Below are 22079 nucleotides of genomic sequence, written 5' to 3'. Positions count from 1 at the left end.
ATTTCGATTTAAAAACCAAGCTTTGATTTTCTTAAACATATTCTATTACCAGATTTTAATACGATCCTTTTTCGGAACGAATAACTTATCACCTTCTTTTACACTAAATGCCTCGTAAAATGCATCAATATTAATAATTGGTCCAAAAGAACGGTAATAACCTGGAGAGTGAGGATCTGTTTTTACTTGATTCTCTAATGCAGCTGGCGTTGCTTTAGTTCTCCAAATTGTGGCCCAAGATAAGAAGAATCTTTGTTGTGGCGTAAATCCATCGATATTTCCGTAAGTTCCTTTATCTTTTAAATACATTTGTAAACCATCAAAAGCGACCGATGCTCCACCTAAATCTCCAATATTTTCTCCTAATGTAAATTTACCATTAACAAAAATACCTGGAACTGGCTCGTACTTATCATACTGAGATGCTAATGCTTGCGAAGCTGCTTTAAATTTAGCTTCATCTTCTGCAGTCCACCAGTTTACTAAGTTACCATCACCATCATATTTCGCACCAGAATCATCAAAACCGTGAGAAATTTCATGTCCAATAACTGCTCCAATCCCACCAAAGTTTACAGCTGCATCAGCACGATAATCGTAGAAAGGCGCTTGTAAAATAGCTGCAGGGAAAACAATTTCGTTTGCAGATGGACGGAAATATGCATTTACAGTTTGTGGAGACATTCCCCAACGAGATTTATCAACTGGCTTACCTAAATCTTTCATCATTTCGTTGAAAGAGAATTTACGTAATTCTAAACTATTTTCTAATAAAGAACCTCCGTTTACTGGCGATTTAACTATTAATTCAGAATAATCTTTCCATTGATCTGGGTAACCAATTTTAACAGAGAATTTATTTAATTTTTCAATTGCTTTTACTTTAGTATCAGCAGACATCCACTCTAATTCGTTGATGTGTTTATCAAAAGATTTGAATAAGTAATCGATTAATTCTTTTGCATTAGCCTTTGCTTCTGGCGGAAAGTTATCTTTTACATATTCTTTACCAACTAATTCACCAACTGCACCATTTACAAAACCTAATCCACGTTTATCTAAACTACGTTGAACTTGTTGTCCACCTAATTTTTTACCAAAAAATTCAAAATTAGCATCTTCTAATTCACGTGTAGAAGAACCAGCAACACTGTTTACAAATTGGTATTTTAAGTAATCTTTAATTATTGGTAAATTCTCTTGAGTTAAGATTTGATCTAAATTTTGGAAGTATTTTAACTCACCAATAATAACTTGATCAACATTAACATTAAATTGAGTTAGGTATGCTTGTAAATCTACATTCTTAACTAATGAATTTAATTCAGAAACTTTTACAGGATTGTAACGTTTTTCAGGATCACGGCTTTCTACGTTATTTTTTAAGTAAGAAGCAATTTGTTTCTCGAAAGCAACAACCCCTGGTCCTTTTAAATCACGTGTTCTTTGTCCTGCAATAGCAGAAACCTGTGAAACATAATCTGAATATTCAGTTAATGTTTTACGATTTTTCTCGTCATCTACTTGGTAGTAAGTACGACCTAATCCTAAAGAACCTCCACCTAAATAAACAGCGTTTGCATTAGAATCTTTCATATCTGAAGAGATAAAGAAAGAGTAAAATGGATTACGACCAATAGGTGTAACCTCAACTAAATATGCTTGTAAATCGTTTAAATTCTGAATTTGATCGATTTGAGTTAAGTATTTCTGAATTGGAGCTAATCCTGTTGCATTACGCGCATCATAGTTTACGTATGAACGATATAAATCAGTGATTTTTTGATTATCAGAACCTTCTTTGTAGTATTCTTTTAATAATCCTTTTACTAATTCTAAAGTAACTTTATCCGTATTTTCACGCAACTCATCAAAACTTCCCCAACGCGCACGGTCTGAAGGAATAACAGCAGTTTTCATCCAGTTTCCATTCACATAACTATAAAAATCATCTTGTGGACGAACTGAAGTATCCATGTAATCTAAATTGATTGCTTGATACTTTTCTTGTGCATTAACTAGCATTGATGTACATGCAAATGCAGCAACAAGTAAGTGTTTTTTCATGTTAAATATCTTTAATTCTTTTTTTTAATTTTCGTAGTCTTACAAATTTAATGAGATATTTCAATTAGCCTTAAAACTTCCTCAAAAATTAGCTTTTATCTACTGATAATTAAAAAATTCTGAAAAAATACATTGAAGATTTATCAAATCACCCCACAGGCAAGTGATACAAAACAATATTGTTAATAATAAAACGATGATATAATTATTGAATCTACAAAATCTTAGTATCTTTGAATAGCAAACAAATTAATAATTTTTGAATGGAAACCGAAACGATTTTAATTACAGGCGCATTAGGACAAATTGGTTCTGAATTAGCTGAGAAATTAAAAACTATATACGGAAAAGAGAATGTTATTATCTCTGATATCCGTGATCCTAAAGACGTTGACTATGATGGGATTTATGAAGTAATTGATGTTTTAGACTCAAATCGTATCAAAGAAGTTATTGCAAAACATAATGTAAAAACAGTTTATCATTTAGCTGCTTTACTATCTGGAACTGCTGAAAAAAATCCAATGTTTGGTTGGAAACTTAATATGGACACATTATTAACTTTTCTAGAATTAGCAAAAGATAAAGTTATCGATAAAATTTTCTGGCCATCTTCTATCGGAGTTTTTGGTCCTGACACGCCAAAAGATAACACACCTCAAAATACAGTTCAAACCCCGTCTACAGTTTATGGAATCTCTAAATTAGCTGGAGAATATTGGTGTAAATGGTATCAACAAAATCACGGAGTTGATGTTCGTTCGGTTCGTTTTCCTGGTTTAATTTCATGGAAAACTCCTGCAGGTGGCGGAACTACAGATTATGCTGTAGATATTTACTACAAAGCCATTGAAGAAGGTAAATACACTTCTTTCTTAAAAGAAGGAACTTACTTACCTATGTTATATATGGATGATGCAATTGATGCAATCGTTCAATTAATGACTACTGATAGTGAAAAGTTAGGCGAATTTAAATCTTATAATTTAGGAGGTTTAAGTTTTGCTCCTGAACATTTAGCTGAAGAGATTAAAAAGCATATTCCAAGTTTTGAAATTTCTTACGAACCTGATTTCCGTCAAGCAATTGCTGATTCTTGGCCATCATCAATTGATGATTCTGTAGCGAAAGCTGATTGGGGTTATGCTCCAAAATTTTCTACAGAAAAAATGACTGAAACAATGTTAGATAATTTACGTGTTAAGTTAGCAATCGCCTAATTTTAACTACAATATAATATTTTAGGAATGCTCTTTGATTAGTTTTGGTAACCAAAACCAAAAAATATGTCGGGAGCATTTTTTAATTCAGAAGGAATTTCTGCTTTACTTCAACAATTTGATGTATCAAAATTAGTCGAGCTTTCTAAAAAAGTTGATTTACTTCAAGTGATAAAAAATTTGAATTCAATGGACGATCAACAATTAGCTGGATTAATGAAAGTCTTAAACGCAAAACCAAAAAATCGTGAATTACCAGAAATTGATGGCGATTTTTACGATGTTTCACATACTCTTACTCCTGAACAACGAGAACTTCAACTAAAAGTTCGTCATTTCATGGAAACTGAAATCAAACCAATCGTAAATGAATATTGGCTAAAAGATGAATTTCCATTTCAAATTATTCCAAAATTTAGAGAATTAAACATCTGTGGTGTTACTTATGATGGCTACGGATGCCCTAATTTACCGTTCTTAATGGAAGGTGTTTTAGCAATGGAAATGGCTAGAATAGATTCTTCAATTGCAACATTCTTCGGCGTTCAATCAGGTCTATCTATGGGATCAATCTACATCTGTGGATCTGAAGAACAAAAACAAAAATGGTTACCACAAATGCAAAAATTAGAAAAAATTGGAGCTTTTGGTTTAACAGAACCTGAAGTTGGCTCTGGTGCTGCTGGTGGATTAACTACAACTTGTAAAAAAACGGACGATGGATGGATTCTTAACGGACAAAAGAAATGGATTGGAAATGCAACTTTTGCTGATTTAATTATTATATGGGCTAGAGATCTTGACGATAACGAAGTAAAAGGATTTATTGTAGAAAAAGATAATCCTGGATTTGCAGTAGAAAAAATTCATGGTAAAATGGCACTTCGTATTGTTCAGAATGGATTAATCACTTTAACCGATTGTTTTGTTACAGAAGAAAATAGATTACAGAATGCTAATTCTTTTAAAGATACTGCCAAAGTGTTACAAATGACAAGAGCTGGTGTAGCATGGATGGCAACTGGATGTGCAAGAGGCGCCTACGAAAGTGCATTAGATTATACAAGAACACGTAAACAATTTGGTAAACCAATTGCAAGTTTTCAGATGATTCAAGGTCATTTGGTCGAAATGCTTTCTAATTTAACTGCTATGCAAACTATGGTTTTCCGCTTATCCGAAATGCAAGACGAAGGAATTTTAAAAGATGAACACGCTTCGTTAGCAAAAGTATTCTGTACCATGCGTACAAGAGATATTGTATCGAGAGCAAGAGAAGTTATGGGCGGTAATGGAATTTTATTAGAACATGACGTCGCAAGATTTGTCGCTGATTCTGAAGCTATTTATTCTTACGAAGGAACAAAAGAAATCAATTCTTTAATCGTTGGACGATCAATTACCGGCTTTAGTGCATTTGTTTAATAGAGTTAATGGTATTATTTAGGATAATTTTAATATATTTAAACTAACAAAAACCATAAAATATAGTACTTTTGCACGCTCAAAACTAGAGATAAAAAATTTTAGATATATAAAACAACAGTTTGATTTCGATCAAATTATTAAAATTTCAAATGTGGTGTTTGAAATTACGTTAAAGCCAACTTTGCAGAGTTGGCTTTATTATTTACTTCTGTTTCCATTCTAAAAAATAAAATCCATTCGCATTTTTAGCTTCCCAACGAATGACATATTCACCTGAATTTAATTCTAAATTAAAATTTTCTTCAATCGAATTATTCAAATCTCGCTCAAATACAACTTCATTTTTACTATTTATAACTTCAAATTTTATTTTCCCTTCTAACTTAACCAAGTGATGAAACTGCACGCTAACATTTTTATTAGCTTTTAATTTAATAAAGGAAATTCCAGAAGCATCTCTAAAACTTGCCTGCGTAGAATTATTTGAATTTTGATTTGACCAATCTTTATCCACATTTCCATTTTCAAAATAAGTTCCAGAAGCTGTTAAGTTGGTATTCCTAACATTTTCATATTGTTTCTTGTCAAATTTATCGTTACTAATTTTTACTGAAATACACGATTGTAATGACAGCATCACTAATAATAACATTATTCTTTTCATAGTATCTATTTTATACTATAGATGCTAATTTTCTGAAAAGGTTACAACAATTGATTTTTAAGAATTGAAGATTCGGTGTAAATTGCAGAAAATTGTAAAAATGGATTCGAAAATCATCGATTTTTTAAAATTACATTATTCTCAAGAAGCTATAAACACAGTTACTTTGTTAGCTGGTGGAGGTTCTGCAAGAAAGTATTATCGTTTTTGGGATCAAAACCAATCCTATATTTTATCTGAAAGTAGTAATATTGACGAAAATAAAACGTTTTTAGCATTTACAAATCAGTTAAATCAAATTACACCATTTGTTCCAGAAGTCTATTTTGTGAGTGATGATTTTACATTATATACACAAACAGATTTAGGCGATAAAACATTAATGAATTATATTTCAGATGATTTAGAATCAGCTAAAAAATACTTTTATCCAGTACTTGATCAATTAGCTGAAGCTCAGATAAAAGGTAGAAACGCAATCAATTTCAAGCAAAGTTTCTCATATCCAAAACTAGATAAAACATTAATTTTAAGAGATTTATTTCAGTTTAAATTTTACTTTTTAAATGCTATCGAAATCGATTTTAATCAAGGAAAATTAATTAAAGATTTTGATTTATTTGCTTCTCAATTTGATCAATTAGCTCCTAAAGGATTTGTTTTTAGAGATTTTCAATCAAGAAACATCATGATCAAAGACAATCAACCGTATTTTATCGATTATCAAGGTGGATTATACGGTCCTATTTTCTATGATTTAGTTTCATTAATTTGGCAAGCGAAAGCTAATTTACCAATGGATTTCAAAAAAGATTTATACAATCATTATTTTGAACAAGTTAAAAAATTAGATCCCAATGCAATTACAATAGATTCGAGAACTTCGTACGAATATTGCGTTGTCGCTCGATTATTACAAGTTTTAGGTGCTTATGGTTTAAGAGGTTTAATTGAAAGAAAACCTCATTTTATCGAAAGTATTTCATATGGTTTAGATAATTTAAAAGTTATTATCGACTACCCTATTTTACAAAATTACCCAGAATTAAAACATATTATAAAAGTTCTGACTCAACCAGAAACGTTAGAACGAGTAAATCAAAAAATAAATGGCTAAATTAAACATTAACGTACGTAGTTTTTCATATAAAAATGGTGGAATCCCAACTGATCCAACTGGTAACGGTGGTGGATTTGTATTTGATTGTCGTGGCATATTAAATCCAGGTCGAATCCAAGAATACAAAACACAAACAGGTCGTGATGAAGGTGTGAAAAATTACTTAGAAACTGAAACTAAAATTCAAGATTTCTTAAATGGCGTTTTCCAAGTAATTGATATTTCTATCGAAGATTATTTGAATCGTGGATTCGAGAATTTAGAAATCAATTTTGGATGTACAGGCGGGCAACATCGTTCGGTTTATTCGGCAGATGCGACTGCAAAACACATCGCAGAAAAATTTCCTGATGCGCAAGTTACAGTTCAGCACGTTGTGCAAGAGGCGAAAAACTGGATTAACGAAGCTTATTAAGAAATGAAAGCAATGCTCTTTGCTGCCGGATTAGGTACGCGTCTAAAACCATTTACAGAAAATCATCCAAAAGCTTTGGCTCCGGTTAACGGAAAACCTTTGTTACAACGTAATATTGAATATTTAAAAAGCTTTGGAATTACAGAAATCGTAGTTAATGTTTTTCATTTTGCGGATCAAATAATTGATTTTTTAAATGAAAATGACAATTTCGGAATCACAATTCATATTTCTGATGAACGTCCAGAGGTTTTAGAAACTGGTGGCGGTTTAGTTAATGCTAAACACTTTTTTGATGAAGATTTTTTAGTGATGAATGTTGATATTTTAACTGATTTAAACATTACCGATTTTATAAAAGCACATCAAGAAAATAACGCCTTGGTTACTTTAGCTGTATCTGATAGAACATCATCAAGAAAGTTATTTTTCAACGAAGCAAATGCTTTAAAAGGATGGAAAAACTTAAATACAAATGAAGAAATTAAAGCGATTGATTCTTTGGATAATTGTAAAGAATTAGCTTTTAGTGGAATTCATTTAATCAAACCTGAATTATTTGATTTTATTACAGAAACTGGAAAATTTTCTATTATGAAAGTTTATATGGAATTAATGAAATCTGAAACTATTTTAGGTTTCGATCATTCGGGTGGAATTTTAATCGACGTTGGTCGACCATCAAGTGTTTTGGAAGCTGAAGAAGTTTTTAAATAATAGTTATAAAGCTCAATTCTCGTGAATTGAGCTATTTTTTTGTACTTTTAATTTATAACTAACCTTAATGAAATACATTAATTACTTTTTTTACACTACCATATCTCTCAGTTTCATTATTGGAACTATACTATTTTTTAGTTTTCATAAAATGGTTGGTAAAATTGACAAAAGTGATATAATAGACAAAAACACTTCTTTCGAACCTTGTCCTTCTGTAATTTATGAATATTATAATGATGGATATGGTTATAAAACTGAACGTTTTGGTTTTCGAAAAATCATAGAAAATCCTATTAAGAATCTAAACTTTCCTAACTTTTCAGGTTTAATAAATGTGCGTTTTGTAATAAATTGTAAAAACGAAATCGGATATTTTAGAATTAAAACCACAAATCAAGAATACAAAAGTGTACAAATTGGAAATGAATTGGAGTATGAAATAGTTAAAATCCTAAAACAATTAACTGATTGGAACGGAAAAAATGAAAACTCTTATTATCAAATTTATATCAAAATAAGAAATGGAAAAGTTGATGATATTTTTTAATTCAAAAATCTTTAAATATATTTCAGGAACTGTAAAATTAATCGTTTCTATTCCTTTATTTATAGTTATAATCTTACTGTTTTATTTTTACTTCTTTTCAACTACTGATCAAAGATTAAATTTATATTCAGATCCTCAAGGAAGCTATTTTTCGATATTTATGCTAGATCATTTATTCAAAAATAATCTAGATGATTATAAAATTGTCTGGGAATCTTCTGTCGCATTTAATAAACGTGGCGAACATGAAGAAGGAATGAAACGTTTGAATATAGCAACATCTCTTGCTCCTATAGAAAAATTAGGATATTAGGGTTGGATTAAACAAACGAGGTTAAAGGATTATGAAAATGCTTTAAAAGATTATCATCATTTAAATAAATTATCCAAAGTTGTAGAATATCCTTGGGGCGAAAACGTATATTATTTAATGGCAACTGCTCATCAAGGTTTAAATAATTATGATTCTGCTAATTTCTATTATGAGAAATATTATTTATCTGAAAAAAAATCTGTAAATATTTATCCAAGAGCATATACATTTCAAGGAGTTAATAAATCGAATCAGAAAAATTACAATGAAGCTTTAATTCTTTTCAATAAGACAATATCAACTGATAAAAATATTGGAGAAGCTTATTATTATAAAGCTGAAACTTTAGTAAAAATTAATCAGCTTGATTCTGCAAAACTAAACTACTTAAAAAGTTTAGATTTAGTTAATAGAAATTATAAAGATCGTGATCCTTATAATGAAAAATTTCTGGAAATCTATAAAACTGAAATCGAAGAAAAGTTAAATAATCTAAATAAAAAATTCCAAAATTAAGTTTTGGAATTTTTTGTTTACAAATCAAATTTTCCGTCAACGTAGTACCACTTTCCTCCTTCTTTTTGGAAACCAGAAAGTTCTTCATGTTCATAAAAATCGCCAAAATTATCTTGGTAATACGCTTTAAAATGAACATAACTATCCCACGCCTTTACAACTTCTAATTTCAACCAAACGTTTTGTTTTGACCAATCGTCAATTTCTTTTTTAGAATGAAATGGTCTTTTACTTGGATGCGTTGTTTCGACCAAATAATCTGTCAAATTCATTGCGAATGCTGTATAACGAGAACGCATTAACAATTCTGGTGTTTGAGGCAAAACCTCATCTTTATGAAAAGGTTCGCAACAATATTTATATTCTTTTCCTGAACAACAAGGACAATCCATCATCTTAATTTTATATTTATCAAAGGTATGAATTACTTATTTCGATGAAAATGATAATGGTCCTGAATTACAGTTTTTATAAAATCTATAAATCCCAATCCATCCGATTTTACATCCATAATTCCTTCTAATTTTCGAGTCAAAGCTTCTAAAACCTCGTAATTATCTGATTTTAAAGCACGCTGAAAATTATCATTTACAATATTAATATCACGATCAGATAATTTTGAAACTTCTGGAAATCGAATCACATACTTCTCATCCAATTCTTTAAAAATAGTTTGATGTAAATCTAATTTAGATTTTAGACTGATTAAAACAGTATTCGCTGCAATGTCACCTAAACGTTGACCTTTTTTATTGATAATAATAGTTAAAAAGGCAACCGAACAAAATGACATCGAAATTTCGAAAATACCTATTAACCAACGTGTAAAATAATTATAAAACGAAGCCGCCTGTCCGTCCATTTGTACTACACGAATTTGAGTAACCCACTTCCCTATAGTTTGTCCATTCATTATCGTTTCCAACAAAACGGGATAAATTAAAGAAGGTAAAAATAATAAGCTATATGTACCAATTTCTAACCAATCATCATCAAAATTTACTTTTGATAACATCTCAAAAATAAAGTAAACATATGTAAACCGAATTACCGTATCTATAATAAAAGCAAGGATTCGAGGTCCTAATACTGCAATATTATACTCTATTTGTACGTTTTGAGGTGTATTGACTAAAAGTTTATTCATATATTTGGATTAACTGAACTATCTACTAAATATTATGCGTGAAGCTCATTTTATTGATAAAAATAAATCGAAATGGGTGAATATCGAACAGAATTTGAAAAATAAGAGCGATATTCATCCTGATGTACTTTCTAATAATTATATCGAAATTACTAACGATTTAGCTTATGCCCAAACTTATTACCCAAAAAGTAAAACGAAGGATTATTTGAATGAGTTAGCACTTTTTGCTCATCAAACGTTATACAGAGATAAAAAATTAGATCAAAATCAGTTGATTGATTTCTTCTTGAATAAAGCACCAAAAGCTATTTATCATAATAGAAAAATGTTGTTATTTTCTTTCTTGATTTTTTGCTTTTTCACTGTAATCGGAGCTTTATCTTCTGCTTATGACGTAAACTTTATTCGACAGATATTAGGAAACGAATACGTTGATATGAGTATGAAGAATATAGCTAAAGGCGATCCTGCCGCAGTATATAAAGGCGGAAGCGATATTGGTTCATCAATCGGAATTACGATTAATAATATTCGTGTTTCATTTTTAGCTTTTGCTTTAGGTATTTTCTTCAGTATAGGAACGGGATATATTCTGATGCAAAACGGAATAATGTTAGGCGCTTTTCACTACATGTTTTATCAAGAAGGAGTTTTAGGAAAAGCGATGAGTGGAATTTGGATTCATGGAACAATCGAAATTTCGGTTATTATAATAGCTGGAGCTTGTGGTTTGATGTTAGGAAATAGTTTTATGTTTCCTGGAACACTTAAACGTGTTGAAAATTTAAAAATCAAAACAAAAGAAGCGATTACAATTCTTATCACAACAATCCCACTGTTTATTGTGGCTGGATTTTTAGAAGGTTACGTTTCTCGTTTATACGATTTAAATATCTTTTTCAGTCTTTCAATTATTCTGATTTCATTATTCATTATCGTATTTTATTACATTATTTTCCCATACTTACAAGCCAAAAAACACCAATGGACTACAAGAGCATTTTAATTGAACCGAAGAATTTATCGAAATTAATCAAAACGTATTTTATCCTATTTTTTCAAAATTATAAACTATTAATTCCATTTAATATCATTGTTTTACTTGGTTTTTACTTTATAATAGGAAAAGTAGAAAGCGAAACATTTTCAGACAATTATATTTACAACTTTATCACCAAATCATTCTATTATGTGTTGTTTTTTACATTACCTGTAAGTTTTATATCTACATTTTATCTGACTTTATTAGAAAATAGGAAACCTACATTCAGAAATATTATAGATGTATTTTTAAATCATTATTCAAAATTATTAATTGCAAATGCAATCTTAACATTAGTCGTATTTCTTCTTAATTTTTCGATTAAATCGACTTTACTTTTCTATCAATATTACAATGCTTTTATTTTCTTTTTCATAGAATTCGTCAATGCAATTATCTATTTTATAGCAATATTGATCATCTATCAATTAAATCCATACAAGAGTAAAATTTCTAATTATTTTAACTATAAGTTGATTAAATACCTTCTTACTCTATTCATTTTAATGTTGATTTCTATCTTCATATATAGAATATCTTTTAATGTTTTTGTGATAATTGTGAACCTTTTCGGTGAATTATTAGGAGAATCGACTGGAGATTTTCTATTTCATTACGGAACAATCGTCGTAGAATATATCAATACAATAGCAGTTTTCACCATATTTATTTTCATTTATTACTGTTTTACTGCAGAGGTTAAAAACACTTATATATTAAATGAAATCAACGAAATCAATTTAGGAACAGATGAGGAAGAAGATGAAATATAAGTTAATTTATGTAGTTGTATTTTTACTCACTACTGTTTTTGCCAACGCACAAGATTCCTTAAAAGAATTTGAAAATTTTAAGGAAAAATACAACACGAAAGAATTTGATTATATTGTAGAAAAACCAAAAAAAGAAGTTGAACCACAAAATCTGGATTGGTTAGATTCTTTTTTTAAATTTCTTCAGAATATCGAATGGACCTATGTTTTATACACATTTCTTGGATTATCACTTTTGTTAGTCTTATATAAATTATACCGAAATGGTATGATTTTCCAATTCAAAACGGAAAATAAAATTGGCGAATACGATGAACATTTTGATTATATCGAAAACAATCTTTTAACAATTAATCTTGTTGATTTAATTAACAAAGCAAAAAACGATAAAGATTACCGTTTAGCAATTCGTTATTATCACTATCAAAACGCTCAAAATTTAGCTCAAAAAGAATATTTTGTTTGGGATCCGAAAAAGACAAATCAACAATTAATCAATCAAATTAAAAAAGAAGATATTAGAAATTTATTTGAAAATAACACGCAAATTTTTAATCAAGTTTGGTTTGGTAATTTCGAGTTAAACGAGGAGAATTTTACAACTTTTGAGGCTAATTATAACTATCTAAATCAAATTGTATGAATGGAAAATTAGTCAAAATTTTTATTGGAATATTTGTCATTCTAATAGGTAGTTTAATACTATTAGCATTTTTATCAACACCAAAAACAAATTGGGATTCTAAATTCAAGAAAGAATCTAAAACACCTTTCGGATTTTATATTCTTTATCAAGAATTACAAGAGCTTACTGGCGCCAAAAAAGTTATTGAAATTAAAGATTTAGATGAATTAGGAAAATTAAATCCTAAAACTGATGCAATATTTTATATCAATACAAATAATTCGTCTTCATACACTGTAATTGACCAAATCAATAATTTAAATAAAAATGAATTCAAGATTTTTTATGCTGATATTCAAAATTATACATCTAAAAATATTGAAGAATCGACAAAAACTAAAATCAATACATCTGAATTAGAAGTATATCAAAACCGTTATACAAACGAAGCTAAATATTTTAAAAATTTAAAGAATGTAGAAACAGTCGGAACCGTTATTATTCGCGATTCTATTTATGCTAATTATATCATCGAAAAGAATAATAAAATGGCTGAATATACACACGCAGATCCTATTTTATTTTCTAATTTTTACTTACTAAAACCAGACGGTTACGCTTACGCCAAAGAATCATTTAAACCTTTTAATGGTAAAAATGTATATTGGATTAATCCAGATAGAACTTATGCGACTAATGAAAATAATTCATCACCTCTCTCTTTTATCTTATCGCAACCAGAATTAAAAGCTGCATGGTTTGTAATATTGGCTGCTATGTTTTTATATATGATTTTTAAATCAAAAAGAGAACAAAAGATAATTCCGATTGTAAATCCTGAAAAGAATTTATCATTAGAATATGCCAATGTAATTGCATCGATGTATTACGAAAGTGGTAAACCACAAGATATTATCAAAAAGAAAATTGACTATTTTTATTATACACTTCGCAAACAATTTAATATTGCTACAGAAAATGTTTTTGATGATCATTTCATTTATGTTTTGGCTCAAAAAGCACAGATTTCTGAAGCTGAAGTAAAGGAATTTATAACAGAATTAGACGATTTATACCAAAATCCAAAGACACTATTAAAAGACGTTAACCGAACGTATCACATTATAGAAAATTATAAAAAGAAAGCCCATATCATATGAGTACACCAGATAAATTTATGCCATTTGAGAACAGAATAGATGTTTCTGATATTCAAACAAAAGTTGTCGAAATTAAAAGAGAATTAAGAAAAGTAATCGTTGGACAAGAAGATGTAATTAATCAATTAGTTATTGCTTTACTTTCAAACGGACATTCATTAATAGAAGGTTTACCAGGTGTTGCCAAAACAATGATGGCTAAATTACTTGCTAAAACAATTCAATCAGATTTTTCAAGAATTCAATTCACACCAGACTTAATGCCTTCAGACGTTACTGGATCATCGGTTTTAAATATGCAAACGAATGAATTTGAGTTCAAAAAAGGACCAATTTTCTCCAATATTATTTTAATTGATGAGATAAACCGTTCGCCTGCAAAAACACAAGCTGCATTATTTGAATGTATGTCTGAAAATCAAGTTACTGTGGACGGAACTACATACAAATTAAGCCCACCTTTTTTAGTTTTTGCAACACAAAATCCGATTGAACAAGAAGGAACTTATCGTTTACCTGAAGCACAATTGGACCGTTTCATGTTCAAGATTAATGTCGATTATCCTGAATTAGAAGATGAAATTACACTTTTAACTGAACAGCAAGAACGTAAGAATATCAATAAAGAATCTTTGATTGAAGTAGTTATTTCAGGTCAAATGATCACTGAATTCCAAGACCGAATCAAATCTATTTTTGTTCATTCAGATATCATCAAATTTATCGCAACTTTAGTTTTCCAAACAAGAACAGATCAAAATCTTTATATAGGTGCATCACCTCGTGCAAGTATCGCGTTATTAGATGCTGCAAAAACAGCGGCTGCAATTGATGGACGTGATTTCGTAATTCCAGAAGACGTTAAAAATGTTGCTTATGCAATCTTAGGGCATCGTGTCGTATTGATGCCAGAAAAAGAGATGGAAGGATATTCAACTGAAAATATTATCCAACAAATTATAGATCGTGTTGAAATTCCACGCTAATGAAATGGATTAAAAACATATATCTAAAAAATCAATTCTTTTACGCACTTTTAGCAATTGCTGCGGTATTTGTCGTGTCTTTCTTTTTTAAGAGTTTATTTCCAATCGTTAAATTTGGATTGATTCTGTTTATATTAATCATTATTATAGATTTTATCGTTCTTTTCATTACAAATAAAACGGTCTACACAGAACGTATCTATCCTGAACGATTTTCAAACGGAGATTTTAATGATTTAAAAATAAAAATACAGAATCAATATGGTTTAAGTTTGAATTTTAGATTGATTGAAGAACTTCCTATTCAGTTTCAAAAAAGAGATTTTGAAAAGCATTTACGATTAAAAAAAGGTGAAGACCAAACTATCAACTATCGCTTACGCCCTACTCAACGTGGTGAATATACTTTTGGGAATATCAATGTATTTGTATCATTTTTAGGATTTTTTGAAAGACGAATTATTCAACAAGAACAATTCAATATTAAAACTTACCCATCGTATTTACAAATGCGTCAATATACACTTTTGGCGACAACAAATCAGTTGCATCAAATGGGTGTTAAACGTATCAGAAGAATTGGAGCTACCACAGAATTTGAAAACATCAAACCTTATTCTCGTGGAGACGAATACCGTTCTATTAACTGGAAAGCTACTGGTAAAGCGCATAAATTGATGGTGAATCAATACCAAGAAGAAAAATCGCAGCCAGTATATAATATAATTGATTTAGGACGTTCGATGCGAATGCCATTTAACGAGTTAACTTTATTGGATTATGCAATAAACTCTAGTTTAGTTCTCTCAAATGTAACGTTAATTAAAGAAGAAAAAGCAGGTTTAATCACGTTTAATAAAAAAGTAGAAAATCACATTGTTGCGGATAAGAAAAATCATCAAATGCAAGTGATTTTAGAAGCTTTATATGCAACAAAAACAGATTTCAAAGAGACTGATTTTGGAAGATTATATAGTTACGCTAAGAAAAAATTACCTCAAAGATCGTTACTTTTTGTGTATACAAATTTTGAATCTTTAGATGCATTAGAAAGACAAATACAATTTATTAAATTGATTAAAAAGAGTCATGTTTTAGTCATTATTATGTTTAAAAACACTGAGCTTAATGCATATATCCAAAACAAACCAGATAATGTAATGGATATTTACCGACAAACTATCGCTGAAAAAATCAACTATGAGAAAGAATTAATTATTAATAAACTTCATCGTTACGGAATTCATACTATTTATACTGAACCAAATGAATTGACAGTTAATTCTATTAACAAATATTTAGAACTTAAAGCAAGAGGATTATTCTAACGTTAAACGTTTGTTAATCTATTCATTAGAAATATACGATTACATTTAATCTCATGGTTATCTATTTAAACAAAACACATATGAGATTAAAAGTAAGTTTATTAACAGTATTTTTCTGTTTCATTTTCTCTTCGTTATCTTTTGCAAATGATGATCCTAAAAAGATTACAATTGTTTTAGATGCTGGTCATGGAGGGCATGATTTTGGTACAAAAAATTCTTTATACAACGAAAAAGATTATACGCTTGAAATTGTAAAAGCTGTAAAAGAAAGAAATCAAAACACGAATATAGAAATCGTTTTAACAAGAGATTCAGATCAGTTTTTAGAATTAATTGAGCGTTCAGCATTAATAAATAAAGTAAATCCAACTTATTTTATTTCAGTTCATCTGAACAGTGCGATGGACAAAACAAAAAATGGCTTTGAAGTTTATCATTATCCAAAAAATAATGAAGCTAAGATATTAGCTGAAAATTTTATCCAAAATGTAAATTTCCCAATTGAAAATAGAGGTGTTAAATCAGCTAATTTTCATATTCTTAGAGAATCTAAAGCGCCAGGTTTTATTTATGAAATTGGATTTATTTCAAATGAAAACGACGCTGCATATTTAACTAGCGAAGATGGAAAAGAAAAAATAATTTCCGAAATTTTAAAATTTATTCAAAAATAGAACGATTATTGCATTTTATTATTCGTACATAATATCCCTTGAATATAAAATGAGAAAGATTGTTTTTTTGTTTACGCTATTTTTAGCGTCAACTCTTTTCGCAACTGATAATAATGATGGAAAAAGAGTAATTGTTTTAGATCCTGGCCACGGCGGTGTAGATACCGGAGTGAAAAGTGAAGATTTCCAAGAGAAAGAAATTGTTTTAGAAATTGCGAAATTAATTAAAGCTCGTAATAAATTTCAGGACACTGAATTCATTATTCTTAGAACAGAAGACGAACAAATGAGTAATGAAAATAGAGCGAAATTAATCAGTAATTTTAATCCTGATTTAGTTCTATCACTTCATGTACATTCTAATGTTAAATCAACAGTAAAAGGATTAGAGGCTCATATCTCACCAATGAATAATTGTTATGATGATTCTAAAAAATATGCCGAGAAAATCAACCATAAATTAATGGATTTAGGCTTTGAAAATATAGGAATTAAAGAAAATAACACCAAAATTCTAAGAGATCCGCAAGCACCAACTGTAATGTTACACATTGGGCATTTAACAAATGAAGAAGATAAAGCTATCGTAACAAACGAAAAAAATTATACTATAATTGCTGATAAAATATTAGAGGCATTAGAATAAAATAAAAAAGCGAACCTATTGGTTCGCTTTTCTTCTATTATATAATTTCTTAACAATTATTTCCGTCAACGTCACAAGTTGCACCATCATTAGAAGAAGCATCTAAATGATCTTTTTCGTAAGCTTGTGTTAGCGCAGACACAAAATATTCAACTGGTTGTGCACCAGATAATGCATATTTTCTATCAACTACAAAGAAAGGAACTCCAGTTACTCCAATATTACGAGCATCTAAAACATCAGAAGCTACATCAAACACAAATGAATCAGAATTTAACATTTCTAAAGTTTCAGTTTTATTTAATCCTATTTCTACCGCTATTTCTGCTAAAGTATCGTGATCAGCTACATTTTTATTATCTGTAAAATATGCTTTAAACAATGCCTCCTCTGCTACAGAAGCTAATCCTTTAGTTTGTGCAAATTGAATTACACGATGTGCATCTCCTGTGTTAATCATAATGTTACCTTCATTAAAAGTAACACCATATGGTGCTCCCATTTCATTTAAACGAACTTTAGAAGCTGCTACTTGCTCTAAGCTATATCCTTTTTTATCAAAATATTCTTTTGCATCAGCTGGTTCAGTTTTACTTAGATCAGAATCTAACTGATAGCTTTTCCAAATCACTTGGATTTTGTCTTTATATGGAATTTGCTCTAATGCTGTTTCGAAGTTTTTTTTTCCGATGTAACAAAATGGACACATTACATCTGACCATATTTCTATTTTCATATTGAAAAATTTTAGGTGTAAAAGTTTGTAAAATTAAGCTTTTATTTTAACCTAACACGGTTATTTTTCGTCTTTTTAAACTTTAAATTTTGAATCTCAAACAACTAAAAATTTATCAACAAAATTTGAAAAGTTTTTCGTGAAAAAAGGATTTAAAATTTGTTTAAAATTAGGTTTGAGTTACCTTTGTATCGAACCAAAAATTAAGGAATAAACATTTTTAATTTCCTAAAATTCAAATTTAACAAACAATACAAACAAATATGTCAACACACGTAGTTGTCGGTCTTCAATGGGGCGACGAAGGAAAAGGTAAAATTACTGATGTTTTAGCAGAAAAATCAGATTACGTAGTACGTTATCAAGGTGGTAATAATGCTGGACACACAGTATATGTAGGAGACGACAAATTCGTTTTACATTTGTTACCTTCTGGTGTATTACAATGCAAAGGAAAATGTATTATTGCTAACGGAGTTGTTGTAAATCCTGAAGCTTTCTTTAACGAAATCGAAAAATTAGAAGCAAGAGGTTTATCTACAGATCACGTTTTTATCAGTAGAAGAGCGCATATCATTATGCCTTACCACGTTTTATTAGATGAATATCGTGAAGAGTTTGCAGGTAAAGATTCTCAAATCGGAACAACAAAACGTGGTATTGGCCCATGTTACGAGGATAAAGTTGCTCGTGTTGGTATCCGTGCTATCGATTTATTAAATCCTGAGATTTTAAAAGAAAAAATCAAAGAAAACTTAATTGTTAAAAATGCTTTATTCGAAAAATTATTCGAAAAAAATCCTTTAACTTTAGAAGAAATCTACGATAAATATGTTGCTTACGGTGAGCGTTTAAAAGACCGTATTATTGATACTGAATTAGAAATTAATGAGGCTATCGATCAAGGTAAAAATGTATTATTTGAAGGTGCACAAGCATTAATGTTAGACATTGATTTTGGTACTTACCCGTTCGTTACTTCTTCTTCTCCAACAACAGGTGGAGTTTGTGTTGGTGCTGGAGTTCCTCCAACTAAATTACAAAATTTAATCGGAGTTTCTAAAGCGTATTGTACACGTGTTGGTAACGGACCATTCCCAACAGAGTTAGATAACGAATTAGGAGAACACATCCGCCAAGTAGGACATGAATTTGGAGCTTCTACTGGTCGTCCACGTCGTACTGGATGGTTAGACTTAGTAGCTTTAAAACACGCTTGTATGATCAATGGTATTACACATTTAGTAATTACTAAATTAGATGTATTATCAGGCTTAGGAAACATCAAAGCTTGTACAGGTTACAAAACTGAAGATGGTAAAATAATCAACTACTTCACTTCTTCTACAAATAAATTAGATTCTTACGAAGCGATTTACGAAGAAATGCCAGGTTGGTCTGAGGATATTACATCTGCAAAATCTTTTGATGAATTACCTCAAGCTGCTCAAGATTACATTCACTTCATCGAAAAATACTTAGGCATCGAAGTATATTTAGTTTCTGTAGGACCAGAAAGATCTCAGAACATTATTAGAACAAATTTATTTTAATAGCTATATAACTTAGCCCAACTTTGTTGGGCTATTTTTAATTCCTATTTTTATTACATTGAAATCATTTTTATGAATGAAATTTTAGAGCGACTTAAAACCTTAAACTTAGCAATCGAAAATGTTTACCCTGTAAAAGGTGGTAATTTAAATGATACATACAGAATAGAGTCATTTAATAAAAAATATTTTTTAAAGTTAAATACCGCTCAGAATTTCCCAAATCTTTTTGTAAAAGAATCAAGTGGATTAGAAGCACTTGCAGAAACCAAACTATTTGATATTCCTAAGATTATAACGAAAGGAATTACAGATAATGATTTCCAATTTTTAATATTGGATTGGGTTGAAAAAGGTGAAGCTACGATTGAAAACTGGGAAAAATTTGGTCATAATATGGCTAAATTTCATCAGAATACAAATGATCAATTTGGTTGGTCTGAGGATAATTATATTGCAATTATCATTCAACCAAACTCCTACAAATCAACTTGGGTAGATTTTTATTCTAATAATAGAATTTTACCGATGGTAAAATTATTAGCAGATAAAAAGTTATTAAAATCAAAAGAAGTGAAAGCTGCTAATCGTTTATGTTCTGAATTAATCAATATTTTTCCTGAAGAAAAACCATCTTTAATCCATGGTGATTTATGGAATGGAAATATCTTAACAAGAGAAAATGGCGATATTACATTGATTGATCCTGCAATTTATTATGGACACCGTGAAATGGATATTGCTTTAGCAGATTTATTCGGAGGTTTTGACGATACTTTCTTTAATGCTTACAATGAAGTTTATCCATTGCAAGAAAATTTTGAAGAACGTAAACAAATTGCTCAATTATTCCCTTTATTAGTACACGCTCTCCTATTTGAAGGTTATTACATCAAAGATGTACAATCTATTCTTAAAAAATTTCAATTTTAAATTCCTTAACAAAACAAACATTCAAAATGAACAAATATCAAAATCCTTTAGAGTCTAGATACTGTAGTGACGAAATGTTATTTAACTTTTCTCCAGAGAAAAAGTTCACAACTTGGCGTCAATTATGGATTGCATTAGCTGAAATTGAAAAAGATTTAGGTCTTGACATTACAGATGAACAAATCCAAGATTTAAAAGATAATGTAAACAATATCGATTACGTTAAAGCTGCAGAGTACGAAAAGAAATTCCGCCACGATGTAATGGCTCACGTACACGCGTACGGAGATGTTGCACCAAGCGCTAAAGCGATTATCCACTTAGGAGCAACTTCTGCCTTTGTTGGTGATAATACAGATTTAATTCAGATTCGTGATGGATTCGAATTAATCAAAAAACAAATTATTAACGTAATCAATGGATTAGGTAAATTTGCAAAAGAATACAAAAGCTTACCTACATTAGGTTTCACTCACTTCCAACCTGCTCAGTTAACAACAGTTGGTAAACGTGCAACTTTATGGTTACAATCTGTATTATTAGATTTAGAAGAATTAGAATTCAGAATAGAAACTTTACGTTTCCGTGGAGTAAAAGGAACAACTGGTACAGCAGCATCATTCAGCGAATTATTTGATGGTGATTACAACAAAGTTAAAGAATTAGATCGTCGTTTATCTGAACGTTTCGGATTCAATAACGTATTTGCTGTATCTGGACAAACATACGATCGTAAAATTGATGCTCAAGCTTTAAATATTTTAAGCAACATTGCACAATCTGCACATAAATTCACGAATGATTTAAGATTATTACAAAATTTAAAAGAAATTGAAGAACCATTCGAGAAAAACCAAATCGGTTCTTCTGCAATGGCATACAAACGTAACCCAATGCGTTCAGAAAGAATTTCTTCTTTAGCTAAATTTGTTATATCTTTAGCTGCATCTCCTGCAATGGTTGCGTCAACTCAATGGTTTGAAAGAACTTTAGATGATTCTGCTAACAAACGTTTAGCGATTCCTCAAGCTTTTTTAGCAATTGATGCAATCTTAATTATTTGGAATAACATCTTAGATGGATTAGTGGTTTACCCAAAAATCATCGAAAAGCATATTATGGAAGAGTTACCATTTATGGCTACTGAATACATTATTATGGAAGGTGTGAAAAATGGTGGTGACCGTCAAGAATTACACGAAATTATTCGTACACATTCTATGGAAGCTGCTAGACAAGTAAAAATGGAGGGTAAACATAATGACTTAATCGAGCGTATTATTGCTGATGATGAAGTTAAAATTGACAAGGATAAATTAGTAGAATTACTTGATCCGAAAAACTTTATTGGTTTTGCTGAAGAGCAAACTGAAGATTTCTTAAAAGATTTAGTAGACCCTATTGTCGAAAAATATAAAGAGTTTTTAGGTACTAACACAGACCTAAAGGTTTAAAATTAA

24 protein-coding genes are annotated in these 22079 nt (G+C 29.8%); 19 read left to right on the top strand and 5 right to left on the bottom strand.

What is annotated here, in order from left to right; all coding sequences use genetic code 11:
• Positions 1-45 precede the first annotated feature (45 nt).
• Complete coding sequence (locus tag EAH69_RS05060) at positions 46-2067, bottom strand: M13 family metallopeptidase (RefSeq protein WP_121934100.1); 2022 nt, start codon at positions 2065-2067, stop codon at positions 46-48.
• A gap of 263 nt (positions 2068-2330) precedes the next feature.
• On the opposite strand from EAH69_RS05060, the gene EAH69_RS05055 reads away from it, so the two are divergent.
• Positions 2331-3287 carry an NAD-dependent epimerase/dehydratase family protein gene (locus tag EAH69_RS05055; RefSeq protein WP_121934099.1) on the top strand — a complete coding sequence of 319 codons (957 nt, stop codon included), beginning with the start codon at positions 2331-2333 and terminating at the stop codon, positions 3285-3287.
• Between the two features lie 66 nt (positions 3288-3353).
• A complete protein-coding gene (locus EAH69_RS05050; protein WP_121934098.1) occupies positions 3354-4712 on the top strand; it encodes an acyl-CoA dehydrogenase family protein in 1359 nt (452 codons plus the stop codon).
• Between the two features lie 205 nt (positions 4713-4917).
• Here EAH69_RS05050 and EAH69_RS05045 read toward each other — a convergent pair whose 3' ends face one another.
• Positions 4918-5379 carry a hypothetical protein gene (locus EAH69_RS05045; RefSeq protein ID WP_121934097.1) on the bottom strand — a complete coding sequence of 154 codons (462 nt, stop codon included), beginning with the start codon at positions 5377-5379 and terminating at the stop codon, positions 4918-4920.
• A gap of 100 nt (positions 5380-5479) precedes the next feature.
• Between EAH69_RS05045 and EAH69_RS05040 the strand changes: the two genes are divergently transcribed.
• The 6 genes from EAH69_RS05040 (at position 5480) to EAH69_RS05015 (ending at position 9010) form a co-directional block, all read left to right on the top strand.
• Positions 5480-6496 carry an aminoglycoside phosphotransferase family protein gene (locus EAH69_RS05040; RefSeq protein WP_121934096.1) on the top strand — a complete coding sequence of 339 codons (1017 nt, stop codon included), beginning with the start codon at positions 5480-5482 and terminating at the stop codon, positions 6494-6496.
• Entirely contained in the window at positions 6489-6914 is a 426-nt protein-coding gene (locus EAH69_RS05035) for a RapZ C-terminal domain-containing protein (RefSeq protein ID WP_121934095.1), read from the top strand. The genes EAH69_RS05040 and EAH69_RS05035 overlap by 8 nt, the downstream gene beginning before the upstream one ends.
• A gap of 3 nt (positions 6915-6917) precedes the next feature.
• Positions 6918-7631: a nucleotidyltransferase family protein gene (locus EAH69_RS05030; RefSeq protein ID WP_121934094.1), complete on the top strand. Its 714-nt coding sequence runs from the start codon at positions 6918-6920 to the stop codon at positions 7629-7631.
• Between the two features lie 67 nt (positions 7632-7698).
• Positions 7699-8181, top strand: a complete 483-nt coding sequence (locus tag EAH69_RS05025; RefSeq protein WP_230466710.1) for a hypothetical protein — start codon at positions 7699-7701, stop codon at positions 8179-8181.
• Complete coding sequence (locus EAH69_RS05020) at positions 8156-8494, top strand: hypothetical protein (protein ID WP_147439091.1); 339 nt, start codon at positions 8156-8158, stop codon at positions 8492-8494. Before EAH69_RS05025 ends, EAH69_RS05020 begins: the two co-directional genes overlap by 26 nt.
• Before the next feature lie 117 nt (positions 8495-8611).
• Positions 8612-9010 (top strand): hypothetical protein, encoded by a 399-nt coding sequence (locus EAH69_RS05015; protein WP_121934091.1) that lies wholly within the window; start codon positions 8612-8614, stop codon positions 9008-9010.
• Between the two features lie 17 nt (positions 9011-9027).
• On the opposite strand, the gene EAH69_RS05010 is transcribed toward EAH69_RS05015, so the two are convergent.
• Positions 9028-9405 carry a YchJ family protein gene (locus EAH69_RS05010; RefSeq protein ID WP_317124729.1) on the bottom strand — a complete coding sequence of 126 codons (378 nt, stop codon included), beginning with the start codon at positions 9403-9405 and terminating at the stop codon, positions 9028-9030.
• Positions 9406-9434: 29 nt separating this feature from the next.
• Positions 9435-10157 (bottom strand): RDD family protein, encoded by a 723-nt coding sequence (locus tag EAH69_RS05005; RefSeq protein ID WP_121934089.1) that lies wholly within the window; start codon positions 10155-10157, stop codon positions 9435-9437.
• 34 nt (positions 10158-10191) lie between these two features.
• Here EAH69_RS05005 and EAH69_RS05000 point away from each other — a divergent pair, with 34 nt between their 5' ends.
• From EAH69_RS05000 to EAH69_RS04965, 8 genes are all read left to right on the top strand, one after another.
• Positions 10192-11166, top strand: coding sequence for a stage II sporulation protein M (locus EAH69_RS05000; protein ID WP_121934088.1), 975 nt, complete (start codon positions 10192-10194; stop codon positions 11164-11166).
• Positions 11145-11975 (top strand): hypothetical protein, encoded by an 831-nt coding sequence (locus EAH69_RS04995; RefSeq protein ID WP_121934087.1) that lies wholly within the window; start codon positions 11145-11147, stop codon positions 11973-11975. The genes EAH69_RS05000 and EAH69_RS04995 overlap by 22 nt, the downstream gene beginning before the upstream one ends.
• A complete protein-coding gene (locus EAH69_RS04990; RefSeq protein ID WP_121934086.1) occupies positions 11965-12618 on the top strand; it encodes a hypothetical protein in 654 nt (217 codons plus the stop codon). The genes EAH69_RS04995 and EAH69_RS04990 overlap by 11 nt, the downstream gene beginning before the upstream one ends.
• Positions 12615-13760, top strand: coding sequence for a hypothetical protein (locus EAH69_RS04985; protein ID WP_121934085.1), 1146 nt, complete (start codon positions 12615-12617; stop codon positions 13758-13760). The genes EAH69_RS04990 and EAH69_RS04985 overlap by 4 nt, the downstream gene beginning before the upstream one ends.
• Positions 13757-14746: an AAA family ATPase gene (locus EAH69_RS04980; protein WP_121934084.1), complete on the top strand. Its 990-nt coding sequence runs from the start codon at positions 13757-13759 to the stop codon at positions 14744-14746. The genes EAH69_RS04985 and EAH69_RS04980 overlap by 4 nt, the downstream gene beginning before the upstream one ends.
• Positions 14746-16074: a DUF58 domain-containing protein gene (locus tag EAH69_RS04975; protein ID WP_121934083.1), complete on the top strand. Its 1329-nt coding sequence runs from the start codon at positions 14746-14748 to the stop codon at positions 16072-16074. Before EAH69_RS04980 ends, EAH69_RS04975 begins: the two co-directional genes overlap by 1 nt.
• Before the next feature lie 80 nt (positions 16075-16154).
• Positions 16155-16751, top strand: coding sequence for an N-acetylmuramoyl-L-alanine amidase family protein (locus EAH69_RS04970; RefSeq protein ID WP_230466709.1), 597 nt, complete (start codon positions 16155-16157; stop codon positions 16749-16751).
• Positions 16752-16800: 49 nt separating this feature from the next.
• Positions 16801-17397, top strand: coding sequence for an N-acetylmuramoyl-L-alanine amidase family protein (locus EAH69_RS04965; RefSeq protein WP_121934081.1), 597 nt, complete (start codon positions 16801-16803; stop codon positions 17395-17397).
• A gap of 49 nt (positions 17398-17446) precedes the next feature.
• On the opposite strand, the gene EAH69_RS04960 is transcribed toward EAH69_RS04965, so the two are convergent.
• Positions 17447-18133, bottom strand: a complete 687-nt coding sequence (locus EAH69_RS04960; RefSeq protein WP_121934080.1) for a DsbA family oxidoreductase — start codon at positions 18131-18133, stop codon at positions 17447-17449.
• A 263-nt stretch (positions 18134-18396) separates the two neighbouring features.
• On the opposite strand from EAH69_RS04960, the gene EAH69_RS04955 reads away from it, so the two are divergent.
• From EAH69_RS04955 to purB, 3 genes are all read left to right on the top strand, one after another.
• On the top strand, positions 18397-19686 hold the full coding sequence (locus EAH69_RS04955) for an adenylosuccinate synthase (protein WP_121934079.1): 1290 nt from the start codon (positions 18397-18399) through the stop codon (positions 19684-19686).
• Positions 19687-19758: 72 nt separating this feature from the next.
• Positions 19759-20619, top strand: a complete 861-nt coding sequence (locus EAH69_RS04950) for a fructosamine kinase family protein (protein ID WP_121934078.1) — start codon at positions 19759-19761, stop codon at positions 20617-20619.
• A 26-nt stretch (positions 20620-20645) separates the two neighbouring features.
• Positions 20646-22073: an adenylosuccinate lyase gene (gene purB / locus EAH69_RS04945; RefSeq protein WP_121934077.1), complete on the top strand. Its 1428-nt coding sequence runs from the start codon at positions 20646-20648 to the stop codon at positions 22071-22073.
• The last annotated feature ends 6 nt before the right edge of the window (positions 22074-22079 follow it).

The sequence above is a fragment of the Faecalibacter macacae genome (genome assembly GCF_003687725.1).
GTDB lineage: Bacteria > Bacteroidota > Bacteroidia > Flavobacteriales > Weeksellaceae > Empedobacter > Empedobacter macacae.
This window is presented reverse-complemented; position numbering and strand designations above follow the sequence as displayed.